General features: G+C 46.4%; 18 protein-coding genes. 5 read left to right on the top strand and 13 right to left on the bottom strand.

Annotation, left to right across the window (positions count from 1 at the left end):
• Positions 1-7: 7 nt before the first annotated feature.
• Positions 8-1,231: an NADH-dependent flavin oxidoreductase gene (locus tag HMPREF2626_RS02390; protein WP_070617044.1), complete on the top strand. Its 1,224-nt coding sequence runs from the start codon at positions 8-10 to the stop codon at positions 1,229-1,231.
• 74 nt (positions 1,232-1,305) lie between these two features.
• On the opposite strand, the gene HMPREF2626_RS02385 is transcribed toward HMPREF2626_RS02390, so the two are convergent.
• The 10 genes from HMPREF2626_RS02385 to HMPREF2626_RS02340 form a co-directional block, all read right to left on the bottom strand.
• Positions 1,306-2,001: a class A sortase gene (locus tag HMPREF2626_RS02385; RefSeq protein ID WP_070617043.1), complete on the bottom strand. Its 696-nt coding sequence runs from the start codon at positions 1,999-2,001 to the stop codon at positions 1,306-1,308.
• 50 nt (positions 2,002-2,051) lie between these two features.
• On the bottom strand, positions 2,052-2,420 hold the full coding sequence (locus tag HMPREF2626_RS02380) for a DUF4430 domain-containing protein (RefSeq protein ID WP_070617042.1): 369 nt from the start codon (positions 2,418-2,420) through the stop codon (positions 2,052-2,054).
• Between the two features lie 320 nt (positions 2,421-2,740).
• Positions 2,741-3,409, bottom strand: coding sequence for a phosphate signaling complex protein PhoU (gene phoU / locus HMPREF2626_RS02375; protein WP_168162691.1), 669 nt, complete (start codon positions 3,407-3,409; stop codon positions 2,741-2,743).
• An 89-nt stretch (positions 3,410-3,498) separates the two neighbouring features.
• A complete protein-coding gene (locus tag HMPREF2626_RS02370) occupies positions 3,499-4,137 on the bottom strand; it encodes an MBL fold metallo-hydrolase (protein ID WP_070617041.1) in 639 nt (212 codons plus the stop codon).
• Between the two features lie 105 nt (positions 4,138-4,242).
• Complete coding sequence (gene lepA, locus HMPREF2626_RS02365) at positions 4,243-6,081, bottom strand: translation elongation factor 4 (RefSeq protein ID WP_070617040.1); 1,839 nt, start codon at positions 6,079-6,081, stop codon at positions 4,243-4,245.
• A gap of 149 nt (positions 6,082-6,230) precedes the next feature.
• Positions 6,231-7,400: a molecular chaperone DnaJ gene (dnaJ, locus tag HMPREF2626_RS02360; protein ID WP_070617039.1), complete on the bottom strand. Its 1,170-nt coding sequence runs from the start codon at positions 7,398-7,400 to the stop codon at positions 6,231-6,233.
• 92 nt (positions 7,401-7,492) lie between these two features.
• Positions 7,493-9,316 carry a molecular chaperone DnaK gene (dnaK, locus tag HMPREF2626_RS02355; RefSeq protein ID WP_070617038.1) on the bottom strand — a complete coding sequence of 608 codons (1,824 nt, stop codon included), beginning with the start codon at positions 9,314-9,316 and terminating at the stop codon, positions 7,493-7,495.
• 58 nt (positions 9,317-9,374) lie between these two features.
• Positions 9,375-9,944: a nucleotide exchange factor GrpE gene (grpE, locus tag HMPREF2626_RS02350; protein ID WP_070617037.1), complete on the bottom strand. Its 570-nt coding sequence runs from the start codon at positions 9,942-9,944 to the stop codon at positions 9,375-9,377.
• 18 nt (positions 9,945-9,962) lie between these two features.
• A complete protein-coding gene (hrcA, locus tag HMPREF2626_RS02345; RefSeq protein ID WP_070617036.1) occupies positions 9,963-11,024 on the bottom strand; it encodes a heat-inducible transcriptional repressor HrcA in 1,062 nt (353 codons plus the stop codon).
• A 248-nt stretch (positions 11,025-11,272) separates the two neighbouring features.
• The gene (locus HMPREF2626_RS02340) at positions 11,273-12,124 is read right to left on the bottom strand and encodes a MetQ/NlpA family ABC transporter substrate-binding protein (RefSeq protein WP_070617035.1); all 852 of its coding nucleotides are present in this window, start codon (positions 12,122-12,124) and stop codon (positions 11,273-11,275) included.
• Between the two features lie 191 nt (positions 12,125-12,315).
• On the opposite strand from HMPREF2626_RS02340, the gene HMPREF2626_RS02335 reads away from it, so the two are divergent.
• The 3 genes from HMPREF2626_RS02335 to HMPREF2626_RS02325 all read left to right on the top strand — a co-directional run bounded on the left by HMPREF2626_RS02335 (position 12,316) and on the right by HMPREF2626_RS02325 (position 16,380).
• Positions 12,316-14,025 carry a LytS/YhcK type 5TM receptor domain-containing protein gene (locus HMPREF2626_RS02335; protein ID WP_070617034.1) on the top strand — a complete coding sequence of 570 codons (1,710 nt, stop codon included), beginning with the start codon at positions 12,316-12,318 and terminating at the stop codon, positions 14,023-14,025.
• Complete coding sequence (locus tag HMPREF2626_RS02330; RefSeq protein ID WP_070617033.1) at positions 14,025-14,735, top strand: LytR/AlgR family response regulator transcription factor; 711 nt, start codon at positions 14,025-14,027, stop codon at positions 14,733-14,735. Before HMPREF2626_RS02335 ends, HMPREF2626_RS02330 begins: the two co-directional genes overlap by 1 nt.
• Positions 14,736-14,892: 157 nt before the next feature.
• Entirely contained in the window at positions 14,893-16,380 is a 1,488-nt protein-coding gene (locus HMPREF2626_RS02325; protein ID WP_070617032.1) for a carbon starvation CstA family protein, read from the top strand.
• Between the two features lie 65 nt (positions 16,381-16,445).
• Here the strand turns inward: HMPREF2626_RS02325 and hemW are convergent, their stop codons facing one another.
• The 3 genes from hemW to truB are packed head-to-tail and all read right to left on the bottom strand — an operon-like array spanning position 16,446 to position 19,482.
• Complete coding sequence (gene hemW / locus HMPREF2626_RS02320; protein ID WP_070617031.1) at positions 16,446-17,600, bottom strand: radical SAM family heme chaperone HemW; 1,155 nt, start codon at positions 17,598-17,600, stop codon at positions 16,446-16,448.
• On the bottom strand, positions 17,597-18,562 hold the full coding sequence (ribF, locus tag HMPREF2626_RS02315; protein ID WP_070617030.1) for a riboflavin biosynthesis protein RibF: 966 nt from the start codon (positions 18,560-18,562) through the stop codon (positions 17,597-17,599). Before ribF ends, hemW begins: the two co-directional genes overlap by 4 nt.
• 11 nt (positions 18,563-18,573) lie before the next feature.
• Positions 18,574-19,482 (bottom strand): tRNA pseudouridine(55) synthase TruB, encoded by a 909-nt coding sequence (truB, locus tag HMPREF2626_RS02310; protein ID WP_070617029.1) that lies wholly within the window; start codon positions 19,480-19,482, stop codon positions 18,574-18,576.
• A 139-nt stretch (positions 19,483-19,621) separates the two neighbouring features.
• Here truB and HMPREF2626_RS02305 point away from each other — a divergent pair, with 139 nt between their 5' ends.
• Complete coding sequence (locus tag HMPREF2626_RS02305; RefSeq protein WP_070617028.1) at positions 19,622-20,629, top strand: MsnO8 family LLM class oxidoreductase; 1,008 nt, start codon at positions 19,622-19,624, stop codon at positions 20,627-20,629.

Raw genomic sequence — 20,629 nt, 5'->3', positions numbered from 1 at the left:
AAATCAGATGTCCAAACAAACAACTGCCAAATACCAGGCACTTTTTGAGCCGGTTAAACTCCCTAATGGAATTGAACTAGCAAACCGCTTTACCCTCAACCCCCTCACCACTAATTCATCGTCCAGAGAAGGCTTCGTGACCGATGAAGACCTCTTCTACGCTGAGAGACGGTCCCAGTCCGCTCCCCTACAAGTGACGACCGCTGCCTATATTGAAGACTATGCCCAACTCTTCGAATATGGGCCCAGCGTCCGTGATGACCGCTTCATCTATGGCTTGTCCAAATTAGCTGAAAGTATGCAAAAAGACGGGGCTAAGGCAATCTTACAGCTCACCCATGCTGGCCGCTTCGCCAAGATTGCTCTTCAAGACTACCATGTAGTCTATGGCCCTAGCCGGATGGAGCTGAAGACCCCAGTCGAACATACCGTCTACCCCATGAGCCAGCGCAAGATTGACCATGTCATTGCCCAGTATGCCGCTGCAACTCGCCGCGCTATCCAAGCAGGCTTTGCCGGGGTGGAAATTTCTAATGCCCAACGTCTCCTCCCCCAACAATTCTTCTCTCCCTTCTCCAACCAAAGAGACGATCAGTATGGCCCCCAATCCATCGAAAACCGGGCCCGCTTCGGGGTTGAAGTCACAGCCGCTTGCCAAAAGGTGATCGAAGAAGAAGGAGCTACAGACTTCATTCTTGGCTTCCGGGGCACGCCAGAAGAAACCCGAGGCAGCCAAATTGGCTATACAGTTGAAGAATTTAACGAGTATTTCGACCGCTTGCTCGATGTCGCTGACCTTCAATATTATGCCATCGCCAGCTGGGGCCATGATATCTATAAAGAAAAGGTCCGCGCCGGCAAATACGAAGGCCAATTCGTTAATGAAGCGGTTTACAACCATGTCAATGGCCGTGTGCCCGTCATTGCAACCGGTGGGATCAATAGCCCTGACAAGGCCCTTGAAGCCTTCCAATATGCGGATATGGTGGGCCTGTCTTCCGTCTTTGTCACCGAACCTGATTTCGTGACTAAGCTAGAAGCTGGCCGAGAAGATGAGATTAACCTGGGCTTCTCAGTTGAAGAACTCGATGACCTAAAGATCCCTCACCGGGCATTCAAGGACCTGGTTGAATTTATGGACTTTGGCGGCTCGCTCCCCCAAGAATCTCGCGACCGTTTGCGCGAACTTGCTGACCAAACACCAACTTCTTACTTCAAAGAATACAAATAAAAAGCTAAAAAATAAGCGGCCCTTCCTCACTAGCAGAGGAAGGGCCGCTTATTTTGCTTCGCTAATTTTTTAGTTTAGTAGATATGTTCCACATCACGGTATTCTCCCTTGAAGAGGTCCAAAGTCTTTGGATCAGCTTGGTCAAAATCAATGGTATCGACCAGCTTGGCCTGGACAATCTTACGGTTGGGATCGTCCCCTAGAGCCTTGGTGCAGGTCATCAGGGTCAACATGGCCTGATCAGTCTTAGGATCAACCAAGTCCACCCGAGTTTCTGGAACCACCTCATTAAAATCGACCTCGAAACGGTAAATTTTATCTAAGTCAGTCACATAGATCGAATCCCCCATCTTGGTCTTGTCCAGGATGGGCGTAAGGAGAAGGTTTTCTCCAAAGTAATTCATATTATGACTGGTAATCGGATAATTCCCCTGGCCTAATTTTTGTTCGCCGGGGAAGAAAGTCGAAGCCCCATGCAACATATTTTCTTCAGTTAGACCGTCGAAAATAGGCACATAAATGTCGGCATCAGGATAAGCCACTGCTCCAATCACTGGAATCACCGAATTTAAGCCTTTAATCCGCTCTTTAGCAGCGGCGACATCTTCCGTGCTAGCCTTAGCCTCTGCTTTAGAGGAAGCAAGTTCCTGACTGCTTTGACTGCTTGCTGCCTCGTGGGCTTCCTTAACCGGGGCTTTCTCCGCTGAACAAGCGCTAAGAACAAGGGCTGCCAAACTTAGGACTGCCAGATAATGTGTCATTCTCTTCATGTTTTTTCTTCCTTTCTAAACTATCCCATCATCCTTGGACTGAGGACCAGCTAGCTTATCTTATCAAGTTTCCAGACGACTTGGTCGCCTCTTTCGATCTGCACCTGGTCTAAGGGGATATCGCTCGATTCTTGGTTTAATTCATAGCGCCACCAACGCTTGGCTAGGGGATCTTCCCGGTAGCCATTGATCGCTTGGATATAGTGGCCGTCCGTTTCAAGCTCATAATGATCAGCCATGACATCGAGCAAAGTTTCCCCAATGACTTCTTCTTTGGGCAAGCTTTTATCTTCCAGCAGCTTACCATCCACATAGACTTGGATAGTCAAGTCTTCTTGGGGCTTAACGTTTTGTTGGCAAGCCCCTAAGCCAGCGATCATAAGCAAGCCCAAGAAGAACTTCCATAATCCTTTTTTCAATGCTTTCCACCTTTTCTGTGAAAATTTCCTTAGCTAAGTTTATTCTAAACTAATTTTTATGACTTGTTAAGCTTGAAGGTCTAAAATCCCTAAATGAAAGTCATACTAAAGTTAAAGAAAACCACCAGCTAGATAGCTAGTGGCAAGATAGACTAAGCAATCCTTAGAGCCCTAAGACTTAATTAAGCTCTTCTCTTGATAAGCGAATGGATTGCATCCTTCCTCCAAATTTCCCATTAATGAAATCTTTGACTTCATCTGAATAGTAAATATCTAAAAAAGTCAGCCTGTTTCCAGACTGACTTCACTATTAGAAGTGACTAGACGTTCAAGTCCACCATGTCGCCATCTTCCATATAAAGGACGCGTTCACAAATATTGGTGGTGTAGTCTCCTAATCGTTCATAGTTTGAAGCAACAGAAAGATAGGCAGCTGCACTTTCACTAAGGTCTGCATTGTCCCCTGCTGTAATTTCATCAACGATATCATTGTGGACTTGCTTGTAGAGGGCATCGACTTCATGATCTCTTTCCGCAATTTCCTTAGCAGCTTTAGCATCTTTAGCAAAGAAAGCAGCGATGGCATCTCTAACCATAGCCTCCACTTTAACTGACATTTCACGAATTTTTTCTTCAATAGCTGGCAGACGTTGAGAATCAGCAATAACTAAAGAAGATTTAGCGATTGATACAGCATGGTCGCCCATCCGTTCTAAGTCTGAGGTTGCTTTTAAGATTGAAGCAATCATCCGTAAATCATTGGCAACGGGTTGTTGCAGGGCAATTAAGCGATAGCAGTCCCGCTCAATCTTAAACTCGTACTCGTTGATCTCATCATCATTTTCAATAACTTGCTGGGAAATGACAACCTTGTGATCGAGTAAAGCATCACTTGAATGTTCAATCGCTTGAAGGGTTAGGTCTCCCATACTTTTAAAGAGTTCGCTCAGTTCATGTAATTGGTTATCAAATGTTTTTCTAATGGACATTATATAATCCCTCCAGGTTGTAATGTTAAACATTGTTTTCTAATTTAATTATAACCTAGCTAAGCCTAAATTGTAAGTAAAATCTCTTATCATGAAAGCTTGAAGAAGGGATTATGATTTCTTTCTTCAGCAATCGTCGTTTCCCCCATATGGCCAGGAAATACCCGGGTATTTTCGGGGAGGGCGAAGAGTTTTTGGATGATGCTTTTAAGAATAGTTGCCGTATCCCCACCGATTAAGTCTGTCCGACCAATAGAATGACGAAAGAGCGTATCTCCAGAAAAAAGAACGCCCTCATCCTCAAAATAAAGGGAGACCCCACCCGGCGTATGTCCTGGGGTATGGAAAACTTCAAAGCTAAAACCCGCTAAATGGTAGGTCTTGCCTTCTTGATAGGCCTCTTCAGCCGGCCGGCAGGTCAGGGCTTGGGAAGCAAAACCGAGACCTGATAAGTTCTTCTCAGGAGAAAGCAAGTAGTCCTGGTCAGCAGGATGGATATAGACAGGCGCCTGGCTATAGTCTCTAATGGCCTCTAAAGCCCCAATATGGTCGCAGTGGCCATGGGTCAGTAAGATTGCTTCTACTTCCAGTCCTTGATCTTCTAAATAAGCGATAATCCGATCAGGCTCTGCTCCCGGATCTAACAAAAGGGCCTTGGTCGACTCTTCCTGGTTGATGATATAACAATTTGCCTGGAGTGCCCCAACTGTTAACGTTTTGATTTGCATCTGACAACCTCATTTCTATCGTTTTCCTTATTCTAACACAGGAGAAATTTGATATAAAATTAGCAAAAACCAGCTGTAAAAAACAGCTGGCTCAGTCGACAAGACTTAGGCATCGTCATCCATATTGAGAATGGCAAGGAAGGCTTCTTGTGGCACTTCCACCGAACCGATGGCCTTCATCCGCTTCTTCCCTTCCTTTTGTTTTTCTAGTAATTTACGCTTCCGAGAGACGTCCCCGCCATAGCACTTGGAGAGAACATTTTTACGCAGAGCCTTGATATTGGTCCGCGAAATGATCTTATTGCCAATAGCGGCTTGGATGGGAATTTCAAATTGTTGACGCGGAATAACTTCCTTCAACTTGCTGACGAGCTGACGACCTCGTTCATAGGCAAAGTCTTTGTGGACAATAATCGAAAGGGCATCGACAACTTCGCCGTTTAAAAGGACGTCTAATTTGACCAATTGACTTGGCCGGTAGCCTGTAATTTCATAGTCAAGAGAGGCATAGCCCTTGGTATTCGATTTTAATTTATCGAAGAAGTCATAGATGACTTCGGCTAGGGGCATATCATAGATCACCGTAACCCGAATATCATCTAAGTAATTCATGGTCACAAATTCACCCCGCTTGCGCTGGCAGAGTTCCATGACTGCGCCAACGAAGGATTGAGGAACCATAATTTCAGCTCGGACATAGGGCTCTTCTACGTGGTCCACTTCCGTATTATCTGGCATTTCCGATGGGTTGGAAACTTGAACAACCTCGCCATCCGTCTTATAAGCCTGGTAGATAACGGAGGGTGCCGTCATAATCAAGTCCAGGCCAAAGTCGCGTTCTAAACGCTCCTGGGTGACATCCATATGCAGGAGGCCGAGGAAGCCGCAACGGTAACCAAAACCGAGCGCGGTCGAACTCTCTGCCTCGAATTCCAGAGAGGCGTCGTTTAAGTGAAGTTTCTCTAGCGCTTCCCGCAAGTCAACATATTCCGAAGAATCAACAGGATAGAGTCCACAATACACCATGGGTTGCATCTCCCGGTAGCCTGGTAAGGGTTCAGCAGCTGGATTAGCAGCCAAAGTAACTGTGTCCCCCACTTGGGTATCTTGGATGGTCTTGATGCTTGCGGCCAGGTAGCCCACATCGCCGGCCATTAAATAATCTCTTGGAATCGGTTGAGGGGACATAATCCCTAGTTCCGTCACATCGAATTCTTTACCATTGCTCATCAGTTGGATGGTATCGCCCTTTTGGATAATCCCATTTTGGACGCGGATACTTAAAATAACGCCTTTATAGGCATCATAAACTGAGTCAAAGATTAAAGCTTGGACAGGTCCCTCCAGGTCTCCTTGAGGGGCTGGGATATCATGGACGATCTGTTCAAGAATTTCTGGAATCCCAATTCCTGCCTTGGCACTGGCCAAGACTGCTTCACTAGCATCCAGTCCGATCACATCTTCGATTTCCGTGCGGACCCGCTCTGGATCGGCAGCTGGCAGGTCAATTTTATTGATTACAGGCAATAATTCCAAGTCATTCTCTAGGGCCAGATAGACATTAGCCAAGGTCTGCGCCTCAATCCCTTGGGCTGCATCCACCACTAAGATAGCCCCCTCACAAGCCGCTAGACTCCGTGAAACCTCATAGGAGAAATCGACGTGTCCTGGCGTATCAATTAAGTGGAAAATATAAGTCTCCCCATCATCAGCCTGGTATTCTAACTCCACCGCATTTAATTTAATGGTAATGCCCCGCTCCTGTTCTAGGTCCATGGAGTCGAGGAGCTGGTCGTGCATTTCACGGTCGGAAACAGTCCCCGTCTGTTGGAGAATACGGTCAGCCAAGGTCGACTTTCCGTGGTCAATATGGGCCACGATTGAGAAGTTTCGAATCCTCTCTTGCCTTTCTTTTAACTTTTGGATATCTAATTGATTTGACACCTAAATATTCACATCCTTATAAGCATTGTTCGTTAATGATCTATTCTCTATTTTAATGTAAAGAGATAGGATTAGGCAAGCTTTGTCTTTCGTTTGGATAAAAAAGAGGCCGAGCACTTTTTTAAGTGTTGGCCCCTTCTCGGTCAGGCTTAATCTTTAAAGCGATTTTTCAATTTTTCAAAGAAATTTTGTTCTTCTTCCGTCACATTATCACCTGATGCCTCAGCAAATTGGCGGAGTGCTTCTTTTTGTTTGTCGTTAAGATTTTTCGGTGTCACAACCTTGACTGTGACATGTTGGTCACCGGTTGAATTGGAATTAATCTTAGCGACACCCTTGCCCCGCAAGCGGAAGTTATCCCCGGACTGGGTTCCAGCTGGAATCTTCATCTTCACCTTGCCGTGAACAGTTGGAATTTCTACCTCATCGCCTAGAGCGGCTTGAGCGAAATTAATGGGGTATTCGAAGTAAATATCAGCGCCCCGGCGGTCAAAGATATCACTCTCTTGGACTCTAAAGACAACATAAAGGTCGCCCTTAGGCCCTCGGTTATAACCAGCGTTCCCTTGGTCAGCTAGGCGCATGCTTTGGCCATCATCCACTCCGGCAGGAATATTAACCTTGACGGTGTGGGTAACGGTTTCACGGCCAGATCCATGGCAGTGGTCACATTTGTGTTCTATAACTTCCCCTTCTCCATCACAGTTAGGGCAAGTCGTTTGGGTTTGCATCCGCCCGAATGGCGTGTCACGGGTTTGGTTGACAACCCCGCTCCCATTACATTGCTGACAGCGTTTGGCTGCCGTACCAGGCTTAGCCCCCTTACCATTACAAACATGGCACTCTTCCTCGCGCTTATACTTAATAGTCTTTTCAACCCCAAAGACGGCTTCCTTAAAGCTTAAGTCAATGGTGTACTGCAAGTCATCCCCTTGGCGAGGAGCATTCGGATTGCGAGCTTGGCCAGATGAGAAACCACCGAAGCCGCCGAAGCTCGATCCTCCACCAAAGAATTGTGAAAAGATATCTTCAAAGTCGGACCCCGTATAAGATTGGTAGCTACCTTGGCCACCTCCGAAGCCACCAAAGCCGCCTTGAGCCCCGGCATGGCCAAACTGATCATACTGAGACCGCTTCTGTTCATCACTCAAGACTTCATAAGCTTCCGTTATTTCTTTAAATTTTTCCTCAGCATCGGGAGCATCGCTGATATCAGGGTGGTATTTTTTAGATAGCTTGCGGTAAGATTTTTTTATTTCTGCTTGGCTAGCGTCCTTAGAAACGCCTAGAATATCGTAATAATCACGTTGTGTTGCCACGCGCTTCCCTCCTATCTCATCTTCTTATCTGTTAACTTTCAAAAGAAAACCCCCTGCCCTTGGCGCAGAACAGGGGATAAACTCGAACTTAATTAGTCATTATCGACTTCTTCAAAGTCAGCGTCAACGGAGCCGTCATCATTTTTGCCATCTTCTTCACCATTTTGAGCGTCAGCTTCTGCTTGAGCTTGTTGGTAAAGTTGGACCGTTAGATTTTGAAGGACTTCGTTCAATTCATCTTTCTTGGTACGCATGTCATCCAAGTTATTGGCTTCTTGGGCAGACTTCAATTCATCTTTCAGGCTATTGGCCTTATCGATTTCAGCTTGGTCAACCTTGCCTTCCACGTCTTTAGTGGTTTTTTCAGTTTGGAAGATCAATTGTTCCACTTCATTCTTCAAGTCAGCTTCTTCTTTACGTTTTTCGTCTTCAGCTGCGTTAGCTTCAGCATCCTTCATCATCCGGTCAATTTCTTCTTCGGTTAAGCCGGAATTAGATTGGATAGTGATGGCTTGTTCCTTACCTGTGCCTTTATCCTTAGCGCTAACGTTAACAATCCCGTTCTTGTCGATGTCGAAAGTAACTTCGATTTGTGGAACACCACGTGGGGCTGGGTTGATATCAGTTAATTGGAAGCGTCCTAAAGTCTTGTTGTCTTCTGCCATTGGACGTTCACCTTGGAGAACGTGAATGTCTACGGCTGGTTGGTTATCAGCTGCAGTTGAGAAGACTTGAGATTTAGAAGTTGGAATAGTTGTATTCCGGTCGATTAACTTGGTGAAGACACCACCCATGGTTTCGATACCCAGTGATAATGGGGTAACGTCTAAGAGTACAACGTCCTTCACATCACCTGTAATTACCCCACCTTGGATAGCGGCACCCATGGCAACCACTTCGTCAGGGTTAACAGAACGGTTAGGATCTTTGCCTGTTTGTTGTTTAACGGCGTCAACAACCGCTGGAATACGGGTAGACCCCCCAACTAAGATCACTTCATCAATATCTGAAGCTTTAAGGCCAGCATCAGCTAAGGCTTGTTGGACAGGTTTCTTCGTCCGTTCAACCAGGTCAGCCGTTAATTCATTGAACTTAGCCCGACTTAAAGTAGTTTCTAAGTGTAGAGGACCGGATTCACCAGCTGAAATGAAAGGTAAGCTGATTTGGGTTGAAGTAACCCCTGACAAGTCTTTCTTAGCTTTTTCAGCGGTGTCTTTTAGACGTTGCATAGCCATCTTGTCAGATGAGAGGTCAATCCCATTTTCCTTCTTAAAGTCTTCAACTAAGAAGTCAACAATCTTGTTATCGAAGTCATCCCCACCAAGTTCATTGTCACCTGCAGTGGATAGTACTTCGAAGACACCATCGCCTAATTCAAGGATGGAAACGTCGAAAGTCCCACCACCCAAGTCAAAGACGAGAACTTGTTCTTCAGAATCAGTCTTATCTAAGCCATAAGCTAGGGCAGCTGCGGTTGGTTCGTTAACAATCCGGTCAACCTTCAAGCCAGCGATCTGACCAGCATCTTTAGTTGCTTGACGTTGGGCATCGTTAAAGTAAGCAGGAACGGTAATCACGGCATTGCTTACCGTTTCGCCGAGGTAGTCTTCTGCATATTTCTTCAGGTATTGAAGAATCATGGCAGAGATTTCTTCAGGGGTATAATCCTTATCATTTAAGTGAACCTTGTAACCCGATTCACCCATGTGACGTTTGATGGATGCAACCGAATTAGGGTTGGTAACCATTTGACGTTTGGCTACTTCACCGACAGATGATTCCCCATCTTTAAAGGATACAACAGATGGTGTCGTCCGGTTACCTTCTGGGTTTGGAATAATCTTAGGTTCGCCACCTTCAAGTACTGCGACAGCTGAGTTTGTAGTTCCTAAGTCAATACCAATAATTTTTGCCATAATGTAAAATCTCCTTTTCTTCGATTATTCGCTCTATAGCGTGAACATTAGTCTTTTTTTATTGTGCAATGATAACCATTGCAGGTCTTAAGACGCGGTCCTTTAAGACATAACCTTTTTGGTAAACTTCAACAATTTCTTCTGCTTCTTGACCTTCTTCAGCAGGCACAGAAGAAACGGATTGGTGGAAATTCGGGTCAAAGGCTTCACCGACTGGATCGATCACCTCAACTCCTTCTGCCTTCAAGGCTTGAAGCAAGCTTTGGTGGACCATCTCAACCCCCTTCTTCAGATTATTGGACGCTTCGTCATCAGCTTCAATAGCCAAGGCGCGTTCCAAATTATCTAGGGAAGGAAGAATGGCTTGGGCCAAATTTTGTGACCGATACTTGGCCGCATCTTGTCTTTCGTTAGCATTCCGGCGCTGGATATTTTTGATTTCAGCAGATAAACGTAAGATTTGATCATCTTTTTGCGCGATCTTATCTTCCAATTCAGCCACCGGATCTGCTTGACTTTCTTCTTTTTCTATATTTTCTTCATTTGTTTCAGTTTGTTCGTCGACTTCTTCATTAGAAACTTTCTCTTTTTCTTCTTCTCTTTCGAAATCTTTTTCCTGATCTGACACTTGAGTAAAGCCTCCTTTTTAATTTTGCCTTAATTCATTGCTCTCATCCAAATACCTGCGAATGGCAGATCGCATCCCATTAAAAAGCTGGGCAACCTGCAAGTAAGACATGGTTTCTGGACCGAGAATCGCAAATGTAATTTGATTAGCAGGATCTTCTTCACCAATTGTTGAAGTCATTAAACTCATATGCTTGAGCCGTTTATCTTCTAATTCCTTGCCGATGCGAATCTGAATACCGGTTTGGGGTTCCTCGATTAGCTGGGTGACCACATCTTGGTCGCTCAATAAGGCATTAAGATTTAAGATTTGGTCAATCTCGTCTTTCTTCGATAATGTTTGATAAAACTTATCCGTGCCTTGAATATTGAGCCTCTCTTCATTTAATTTCATCAGCAAGCTTTGAATGAGTAACTCTTTCTCAAGTAAATGTTGGACTGAACGATCCAAATAGTGGATATAGTCTTGGCGCAAACGCAGGACAACTTCATAGAGTGGCAGTCCCACCAGCTCTTCATTCACCAAATGAACAAGCTGGTCAAGCGCGCCTTCGTCCAATCCTTCAGGAATCGTGAAGACTTGATTTTCAACAGCTTCTTGGTCAGTAATGAGAATCGCCATTGCCTTATGTGGTGTCATGCCAACAATCCGAAAGGCAGCTAAGCGATGGTGGGTTACTTGAGGACCCAAGGCGATAGCAACGTAACTTGTCAGTTCAGCCATCGCCTCAGTTGATCGAGCAATTATATCTGCCAACTGGGTATAGGGCGAAGCAAAAATCTCTTCAACCCGCTCAGCCTGGTCTCGACTTAAACCGCGATCAATTAGTCCCCCGTAACGGGGCAAAATATAATTGATATAATAGCGGTAGCCTGACTCAGTCGGCACTCGTCCTGAAGAGGAATGCATCTTCGTTAACAAGCCAAGCTTCTCCAAATAACTCATCTCATTACGGATAGTCGCCGAACTTGCATTAATGTGGGGATCACCGGCTAAGGCCTTGGACCCCACTGGCTCAGCAAGGGACGCATGAGCATCGATCACTGCCTGCAAGATCAGCATTTGTCTTTCTGTTAACATGTTCTCACCTCTTTAGCACTTGGCGACTTCAACTGCTAACACATATAATATATCATGTTCAGAAATTAATGTCAACAATAGTCAAACATTTTTTTGATCTTTTAACAAGAGAAAATATATGTGCACTAGACCAAAGATCTAAACTATCTACTTAGGCTAAAAAAAGCCCTAGTTTCATAAGCTTAGGGATGTCCATTTTAAATAAAAAAGTCATGAACAAATTGAACATGACTTTTGGTTAATGCCTCTTACTTCTCGTATTGACTGGCTGCTTTAATTTCTTCCTGGTCTAATTTAACCGGCTGTTTGGTCCCTTTAAATTTTTCCTTAACAAAATTTTGAACATCCTCCGAATGGTAGAGGTCGAGAAGTTTTTTAAGGGCTTCTTTATTGGGATGGTCCTTGGCAACCGCAAGGATATTGACGCTGCCCAGAGTATCGTCATTGACACTTTCTTTATAGATCGTATCCTCTTCTAGATCCAAGCCTGCTTCCATGGCAATCGTGTTGCCGATGCAGGCCGCATCTAGGTCAGTCAAGCTGCGTGGTAGGGTATTCTCATTCATCACGTCAAAATTTAATTGTTTGGGGTTGGCCTGGATATCATCCACACTGTAGAGGCTCTTCTCTTCATCACTTAACTCAATTAAGCCCGCTGCCTGAAGCAAGAGCAAGGCCCGGGACTGGTCAGAAGGATAGTCTGCTAAGCCGATATGAGCCCCTTGGTCCAGATCTTCCAACTTGTCCAAGTTAGCGGAATACAGGCCCATGGGTTCAAAATAAGTCGATCCCAGAGCTACAAGGGAGTCGCCTTGTTCTTGGTTGAAGCTATTCATGTAGGCAAAATTCTGGAAGGCATTGACATCAACCTCCCCTTCAGCCGTCGCTGTATTGAGAACTGGACCTTCGACAAAATCTTTAACCTCAATTTCAAAACCAGCCTCCTGAGCTGCATCCGACTTAGCAATATAGCGCCAGATTTCAGCATCCGAAGCCTTAGAACCAATTAATACCTTCTGTTGGCCCTTCTGTCCCTGGCAGGCTCCTAATAAGAAGACCAAGGAGACCAGGAGAAGCAATCGCCATCCTTTTCTTACCATCTAATCATTCCTTTCTAATAAAACGCTTTATCCTTATTATAATGATAAAATTAAAAATTGTAAGAGGCAATCTTCAGCCTCTAGTCGCTTTTAGGAGAATCTGTTAAACTTAGCAATAGCTAAAGAAAATCGATCAATAGTGTATATAATTGCTAAACCCCAACTATTTTTCATGAAGAGAGGCTCGTTAAATGCTTGAACTTTTTATGCTGTTGATGGAGCGGGCCGGCTTGATGGTTCTTCTCGCCTACGCCCTACTCTATATTCCCCGCTTCAAGGAGGCCCTGGTCAACCGTCAATCAAAAAAAGACTACCTGGTCTTATTGGTCGTCTTTGCTGCCTTCACCGTCTTTGCCAATATTTCTGGGATTGAAATCCTTGCCTCAAGGGAGATTGTCCCCGTCCACACCTGGTCCATCCAGGCGGGCTCTGCTATTGCTAACTTCCGGGTCGTTATTATCGGTATCGCAGGTCTGGTTGGTGGCTTTGCCCTGAGCTTGCCCATTGCAGGTCTATCGGCTTTAATCCGCTGGCTCCAAGGTGGGGATACGGCATATATCTATGTGACATCCTCCCTCTGTATCGGCTTAGCAGCAGCCTATCTAGGTCAGTTTTTTCCCAGTTCGCTCAAGGCTATCCAAGTCCGCCAGGCTGCTCTTTCGCTCATGGGCTTGGAGCTAATCCAATTGTCCCTCATTGCCCTCCTCTCTCCTTCTAGCCAGGAAGCCCAATCTCTCCTCCAACTTATCGCTCTACCTATGCTAGTAACGGATGGGCTAGGGGTCTGGCTTTTTTTGAGCGTTATCCAGCAGAGCTTGCGCGATTTAGAGTGGGCAAAGATTTCCCAGACCAAGGATATTTTCCTGGTGACTCAAAAGATCCTGCCCTACTTCTCCAGTCAAATGACCCAAGAGAGCGCGGAGATCATTTCACTTAAACTCTATGAGAGCTTCGACCTCCAAGCCATCGCCGTCTATAGCCCCAAAAGCCAGCTCTACGCCTATCCCAAGTCACTCGCCCTCAGCCGTGACCAAATCAGCGATTTTTGGCAAGCCTACCAGGGCCAAGCCGAGGCTGGACAGCTCATCCAAGTCGGCGATTACCTCTCCCTGCCCATCTTCGTCAAGGAAGACTTGCACAGCCTTTTTATCCTAGAATTCAATAGCCATGCGGAACCCAATCCCTTGATCGAAGAAATCCTCCTTGGGCTTTCCCAGATCCTCTCCATGCAATACGAATTAAAAATTGCTGACCAAAACACCCGGCTTTTGAAGGATGCCGAAATTAAGTCGCTCCAAGCCCAGGTCAACCCCCACTTCTTCTTCAATGCCATGAACACCATCAGTTCCTTAGTGCGCTTAGATCCCAACCGTGCCCGACAACTTCTGATTGAATTGAGCCACTATTTCCGGGCCAATCTGAATGGGGCCCGCAATGAAAAAATTAGCATCAGCCAAGAATTAGAACACATCCAAGCCTATCTCTCGATTATCCAGGCGCGTTTCCCTGACCGCTATCAAATCTCAAAAGTAATCGATCCGGCGAGCCTGGATCTTTTAATTCCTCCTTTTGTCCTCCAAATGTTGGTTGAGAACGCTATCCAGCACGCCTTTGAAAATAAGGCAAACAAGAACGACCAGGCTCTGACCATCAGGGTACAGGTCCAAGACCAAGAGCTGGCCTTAAGTGTCAGCGACAATGGTTCTGGCATAGGGGAGGATAAATTAGCGGCGATCTTTAATAATGAAAGCATTCCAAGTAAGGGGAACGGGACGGCCCTCAACAATATTCGCCAGCGACTAAAAACTCTCTACAATGACCAGGCTCAGTTCGACATCGAGACCTCCCAGGCAGGCACCCGAGTGAGCTGCCTCATCCCAATTGAAAGGAAGAATGACTAATGCATCTTTTACTTGTTGATGATGAACCCCTAGCCCGTGACGAGCTCCAATACCTCATCCATAACCAACGCAAAGACTGGCAAATTGAAGAAGCGGCTAGTGTCGAAGAGGCCCTAACAGTGCTCTTAAGCCAGAAGATCGACCTGGTCTTTTTAGATGTACAGTTAGTAGGCGAGACAGGCCTTAAAATTGCCGATGTCATCCGGCAGATGCCCAAACCCCCTCTAGTGGTCTTTGCGACGGCCTACCAGGAATATGCCCTGGATGCCTTCAACTTGGATGCCGTGGATTATATCATGAAACCCTTCGAAGAAGACCGTATCGAGCAGTGTATCCAAAAGATTGAACACCTCGTCAAGCGGCCGCAAGCTGGTTCAGAAGCCAGTCCCAAACGTTTTCCGGTCCAGGAAGGAGAGGCCATTGTCCTGCTCGACCAAGCGGACATCCAAGCCATTGTAGCAGAAGCAGGCAATACCCTTCTTTACACAAGTGCTCAGGCTTACAATAGTTCAGAGACCCTCAAGAGCTTTGCAGAAAAGCTAGCTGATCAAGATTTCCTCCAAGTCCACCGCTCTTATATCGTCCGCTTATCTGCCATCAAACGGATCGAACCCTATTTCAACCAAACTTATATGCTCAGCCTAGACCAGCTCAAGGTTCCAGTCAGTCGGTCCTATACAAAAATTTTCCGCGATAAGTTGGGTTTTTAAGTCCTAAACAAGCGATCACAAGTGCCCGCATTTCACTGGCGCATTTAGTTAATTCAAGCGTCTCCCTAGTCATTTCGCGGCAAAAAGATTAAAAAAACTTTAAAATATGCTATCCTAACAACATATAAAGCGATTACATAAGAAAGGAGCACTTTATATGTTTACATTTTTAGGCGGCATTGCCCTCTTGATCCTTGGCTATTTTGTTTACGGGCGCTTTGTCGAGCGGAACTTCCAGATTGAACCCAACCGGACAACACCGGCTGAGGCCCTCCGCGATAACTTAGACTTTGTTCCCATGTCTAAACAGAAGAATGCCATTATTGAATTGCTCAATATTGCCGGAACGGGTCCAATTTTTGGCCCAATTATGGGTGCCCTCTACGGTCCTGTAGCCTATCTTTGGATTATCATTGGCTGCATCTTTGCGGGAGCTGTCCATGACTATATGATCGGGATGATTTCCCTGCGTAATAATGGGGCTCACCTACCCGAATTGACAGGACGTTATCTCGGAAATATTGTCAAGCATGTAGTTAATATTTTCGCCATGCTCTTACTTCTCCTGGTCGGGACGGTCTTTGTCATGTCCCCCGCCAGCCTAATTAAATTAATCCTACCCGCTGGCGTCCCATTGATCGGTATTGTGATTGCTATCTTTATCTACTACCTGATTTCGACCATCCTGCCGATTGATAAGGCCTTGGGTAAGGTCTATCCCTGGTTTGGCGCTATCCTAATCATTTCGACAGCTGCAATTGGCCTGCGCTTACTTATGGTCGACCATGCCTCTATGCCTGAATTAAGCCTGGCTACTTTGCAGAACTTCCACCCAGATAAATTAGCCATCTTCCCGGGTATGTTCTTCACCATCTCCTGTGGGGCCCTATCCGGCTTCCACGCCACCCAGGCCCCCATGGTTTCTCGGACGATGACCAATGAACGCGAGGGCCGGTATACCTTCTATGGGATGATGATCGCTGAAGGAGTCATTGCCATGATTTGGCTAGCGGCTTCCCTCACCTTATTCGACGGTAAGACCCTAAGTGAAATGATTGCATCAGGTACACCATCTGTTGTCGTTAATGAGGTTTCTTATCTCCTGCTCGGTAGTATCTTCGGTACCCTAGCCATCATGGGAGTTATCGTCCTCCCGCTTTCTTCAGGACTTTCTGCCTTCCGCAGTCTGCGCGCTATCCTAGCTGACTACCTGAACATTAAGCAAGATACGATGAAAAAGATCCTAGCGATCACCCTACCCCTCTACGCCATTTCCTTTGTCCTCACCTTCGTGGACTTCCAAGTGCTCTGGCGTTACTTTAACTGGGCCAACCAAGTGACCGCTGTAATTTCACTTCTTGTATCTACCCGCTACCTCTATCTCAAGAGTCGCAATTACTTAATCACCCTGATTCCAAGCCTCTTCATGTTACTGGCAGTAGTGGTTTATATCTTGACCGAACCAATCGGCTTTAGAATGTCCCTATCAACAACAACCTATATTGTAGGTTTCATTATTACAGCCGCTATTTTCGTCCTCTACTGGATCTCTGGCAAGCGCCAAAAAGCCGCACTCAGTCCCGACGATCCCCTCTTAAACGACCAGCGGCCGATTAATGTCCAAGCCAGTAAACAAGAAATTTAGTTAATAGCAAAAGCATCCCAGACCTCTGTCAAAGAGAATCTGGGATGCTTTTCATTTTAATTGCCCTAGTCGGTCTCATCGGAGAGGAGGAAGGTCTGGAAGACCTCGTTGCCGAGGAAGAGGCCATGGTGGCTTAAGGCGATATGGTCCTCATCGAAGATTATCAAGCCCTGGTCTAAGAGCTGGTCGATGGCATCCTGGTATAAGTCGTAGAGGTCGATACCAAAATCCGCCTTAAAGCGGGCCCGAGAAACCCCTCCTGCTTCTCTTAAGCCCAGGAACATCTCTTCTTCTATCCGCTGTTCTAAGGATAATTCTTGCTTTCTAAGGATAGCATGGCCTCGGTCAGCCACAGCTTCGAGATAGTGCTGGATAGGGCCATGATTTTGGTAGCGCCAACCCTTCAAGTAGCCATGGGCCCCTGCCCCAAAACCAAAATACTCGGCATTGTCCCAATAGGCCAAGTTGTGCCGGGATTCATAGCCGGGAAGTCCATAATTAGAAATTTCATAATGGCGGCGGCCTGCACCCTCCATAGCATCAATAGCCACTTGGAACATCTCAGCTTCCAAATCCTGGCTAGGCAAGGGAAGTTTGCCCTGGCGCATCAAATTATAGAAGACCGTCTTCTTCTCTAAGATCAGAGAATAAATGGAATAATGGGGTAGGTCCAGCTTTAGAGCCTGGTGTAAAGAATCTTCAAAATCAGCCAAAGTTTGCTTAGGTAAGGCAAAAATCAAATCCATAGAAAGGTTATCAAAGCCCATCTCTTGGGCCAAGCGGATACCGGCAACAGCTTCTTCAGCCGTGTGTTTGCGGCCAATCTTTCGTAAGAGTTCATTGTTAAAGGTCTGAACCCCGATACTCAGGCGATTAACCCCTTGTGCTTTAAGCATAGCTAACTTGTCAGCCGTAATATCATTGGGATTGATTTCAAAAGAAATCTCGGCTTCTGGACTCAAGTCAATCAAAGGATAGAGAGACTGAAAGACATCTGCAATCTGGGCCTCATTGAGGCTGGAAGGCGTCCCGCCTCCCACATAAATGGTTTCAATCTTTTCCTGACCTAATTCTTGAGCAAAGGCCCGGTATTCGCGTCCCAAGGCAGAGATATAGTCATCCACTGGCTGGTTTTCGATAAAGACCTTGTTAAAGTCGCAATAATAGCAGATATGATTACAGAAAGGAATGTGGATATAAATCGATTGTGCCAAGCTTATCCCTCATTCATTTCTTCTAAGCCCTCTTGGTCGAAATAAGCCTGTGTATCCAGGGCATCCTGGTGGAGCTGGTCCACTAAGGCTTCTGCCGAGTCAAACTTTAATTCAGGCCTTAAATAAGCATGCCAAAAGACGGTCATGGTTTCCCCATAGATCTCTTCTTCAAAATCTAGCAAGTTAATTTCCACCGTCTGTTCGCGATTGTCACCGAAAGTCACATTGTAACCAATCGAAGCCATTCCCCGGTAGAGATGGTGGTTGAGCTCACATTCCACAGCGTAGACCCCAACAGCAGGCACTAAGACTTCCTCGCTAAAGCTTAAATTCGCCGTGGGATAGCCCAGGGTCCGGCCCCGCTTCTCGCCATGGATAACTGTGCCCTTGAAGAAGTAAGGGTGGCCCAGAGCCTGGTTGGCCGCTCCAAGTTGGCCTTCTTCAAGAAGGGCTTTGATCCGCCTACTACCTATCTTTTTGTTTTGGAAGGCGAGTTCAGGCACTTCAAGGATCTCAAAGCGTCCCTTGGCATAATCCGGCAGGGTCTGCATATTGGCAATATCCTTCTTGCCATAAGTATAGTCAAAACCAGCCACCACAACGGCGGCATTCAAGCCAGCCATGTAGTGGTCAACGAATTCTTGGGGCGTTTGATAGGCAAATTGACTGGTGTACTGGACAAGGTAGAGATAGTCCACGCCATGGTGGGCCATTAGCCGCTCTTTAGCCTCAACCGTGGTTAAATATTTCACCTCAGTCGGCTTGAGTTCTTGATACATGATGCTCGGCGCCATGTCAAAAGTCATAGCAACTAAGGGGAGGCGGCGTTTACTGGCTTCACGCCGAGCGGCCGCTAAGACCCGCTGGTGGCCCCGGTGGACCCCATCAAAGAAACCTAGTGCTAGCACAATAGGCCCTTTTAGAACTTGGTCATTAGAGAATGGATGGTGTAATTTAATTGTCTGCATAGAATCCCTCACTAAAACATTTTTAATGGTTTCATTTGTTCCGATAAGTCTGGATGCTGGCCATAGAGTGCTTTGAGCTGACCGTCGATATAGGCTCGCACGGGTAGCTTGTCAGCCAATTCAGTAGGTAGATTTTCTTGGTTCAGAACTGCCCCATTGGCCACTAATTTCTTTAAATGGTCAGGAACTTGCCAAATCGGATATTGGCCCAAGAGCTCATCAAGGGGATGGAGGAAGGACTGGTCGCCAGCTTCCACCATCGCTTTAACCTCTTCAAGACGGTAACAATCACTGGCTTTAAAGGGGGTCGAAGCTATCCGAGTCAGTTGAGTCATCGTCGCTTCTTGACCGAAATAAGTGCCAAGATCCGTCGCAAGGGTCCGAATATAGGTCCCCTTGCCGCACTTGACTTCAAATGGAAAAGTCAAACGTCCTTTATCTTTATTGTAAGACATGGGGCCTGTCTGCGCAAAATAATCGACCCGGGCCTTGCGCTTAGGCCGCTCAACTGTCTCTCCTGCACGCGCATAGTCATAGAGGCGGCGTCCCTTTACCTTGACCGCTGAGTACATCGGTGGCACCTGGTCAATCCAACCTTCTAGCGAGCTCAAACCTTCAGCTAATTCCTCGTCAGTAAGTGGCCTATCCAGAAAACTTTCAGCTACCACTTGGCCATCCAAGTCCTGGGTATCCGTAGCGAAACCAAGACAAATTTCACCGCGATAGACCTTATCTTTATCCATCATGAAATCAACCAGCTTAGTCGCCTTACCGACGCAGATAGGCAATACCCCATCGACATTGGGGTCGAGAGTTCCTGTGTGTCCCACTTTTTTAGTCTTTAGTATTTTTCTAAGTTTAAAGACGCAGTCATGACTGGTCATGCCTTTTTCTTTCCATAAAGCAATAATCCCATCCATAAACAATCCTCCTTCTCCGTATCTCAGTCATTATAACAAATTCCCCTGGAAAGCTGAAGGTATCTGCTAAGGAATCTGGAATTTTTGCTTTCCCCCAAATAAGCTGATAGAATCTAATAAAAAGTAAGGAGGCCTTTACATGAAATTATCTGCTCTCGATCTCATTAGCCGGCCCAAGGATAAAAACTTAAGCCAGGCCTATGCCGACAGTATCCAACTCGCCCAGTACCTCGACCAAATCGGCTACCAGCGGATCTGGTACGCTGAACACCATGGCTCTGGTACGCACGGTTCTTCCGCTCCAGAAATCCTTGCTGCCTATGTGGCTGCTGCTAGCCAACAAATCCGTGTGGGGACGGGAGGGACCATGATCATGCACTATTCCCCTCTGAAGATTGCTGAAGTCTTCAAATCATTAGCCACCTTAGCTCCTGACCGGGTGGACCTCGGTATTGGCCGAGCACCAGGCGGAGGACGTCAGGCCATCTATGCCCTGGGCCAAGGTGATCCCCACTGGCCGGATGACCTCTACCAAAAAACAGCGACCATCCTCCAATTCATCAGTGAAGAAGACCGAACCGATCCTCTCTATCAAGGGATTGAAGCCTCGCCCCAGGGACTTGAAAGCCTGCCCCAAGCCTGGATGCTAGGCTCAAGCGGTAACTCAGCCGGCCATAGTGGACGTTTAGGAATGGGCTATAGCTTTGCCAAGTTCTTCGGTGTTAAGGCACCGGAAGATATCTTCACCCACTACCGGCAAAGCTTCCGCCCTAGTGCCTTCCACCAAGAACCACAAACCATGTCGACCTATATGGTGGTTGCAGCAGACAGCCGTGAGGAAGCGGACTACCAAGCCAAGTCCTTGGAAATTGCCCGCTTCGAACAGGCGCAGAACCGCTTTAATCCCATCTTATCTGCCGAAGAAGCTGCGGGTATCAACTTATCCCCTCAAGCCGAGCACTTTATCCAAGAACAAGAAAAACAACGTATCTTCGTCAAGGGGACGGCCGAAGAAGTACGCGACATTCTGCTTGAAGAAAAAGATCGCTATCAATTTGATGAAATCATGATCTACACGCCTCTAGCAGACCAAGAAGCCCGGCGCCGGTCCTATCAATTACTCTACGACCAGCTCGCCCAAGCTTAA

It is taken from the genome of Aerococcus sp. HMSC062A02, assembly GCF_001809535.1.
GTDB lineage: Bacteria > Bacillota > Bacilli > Lactobacillales > Aerococcaceae > Aerococcus.
The sequence above is the reverse complement of the archived record's forward strand: the minus strand, read 5'-3'. Positions and strand labels throughout refer to the sequence as shown.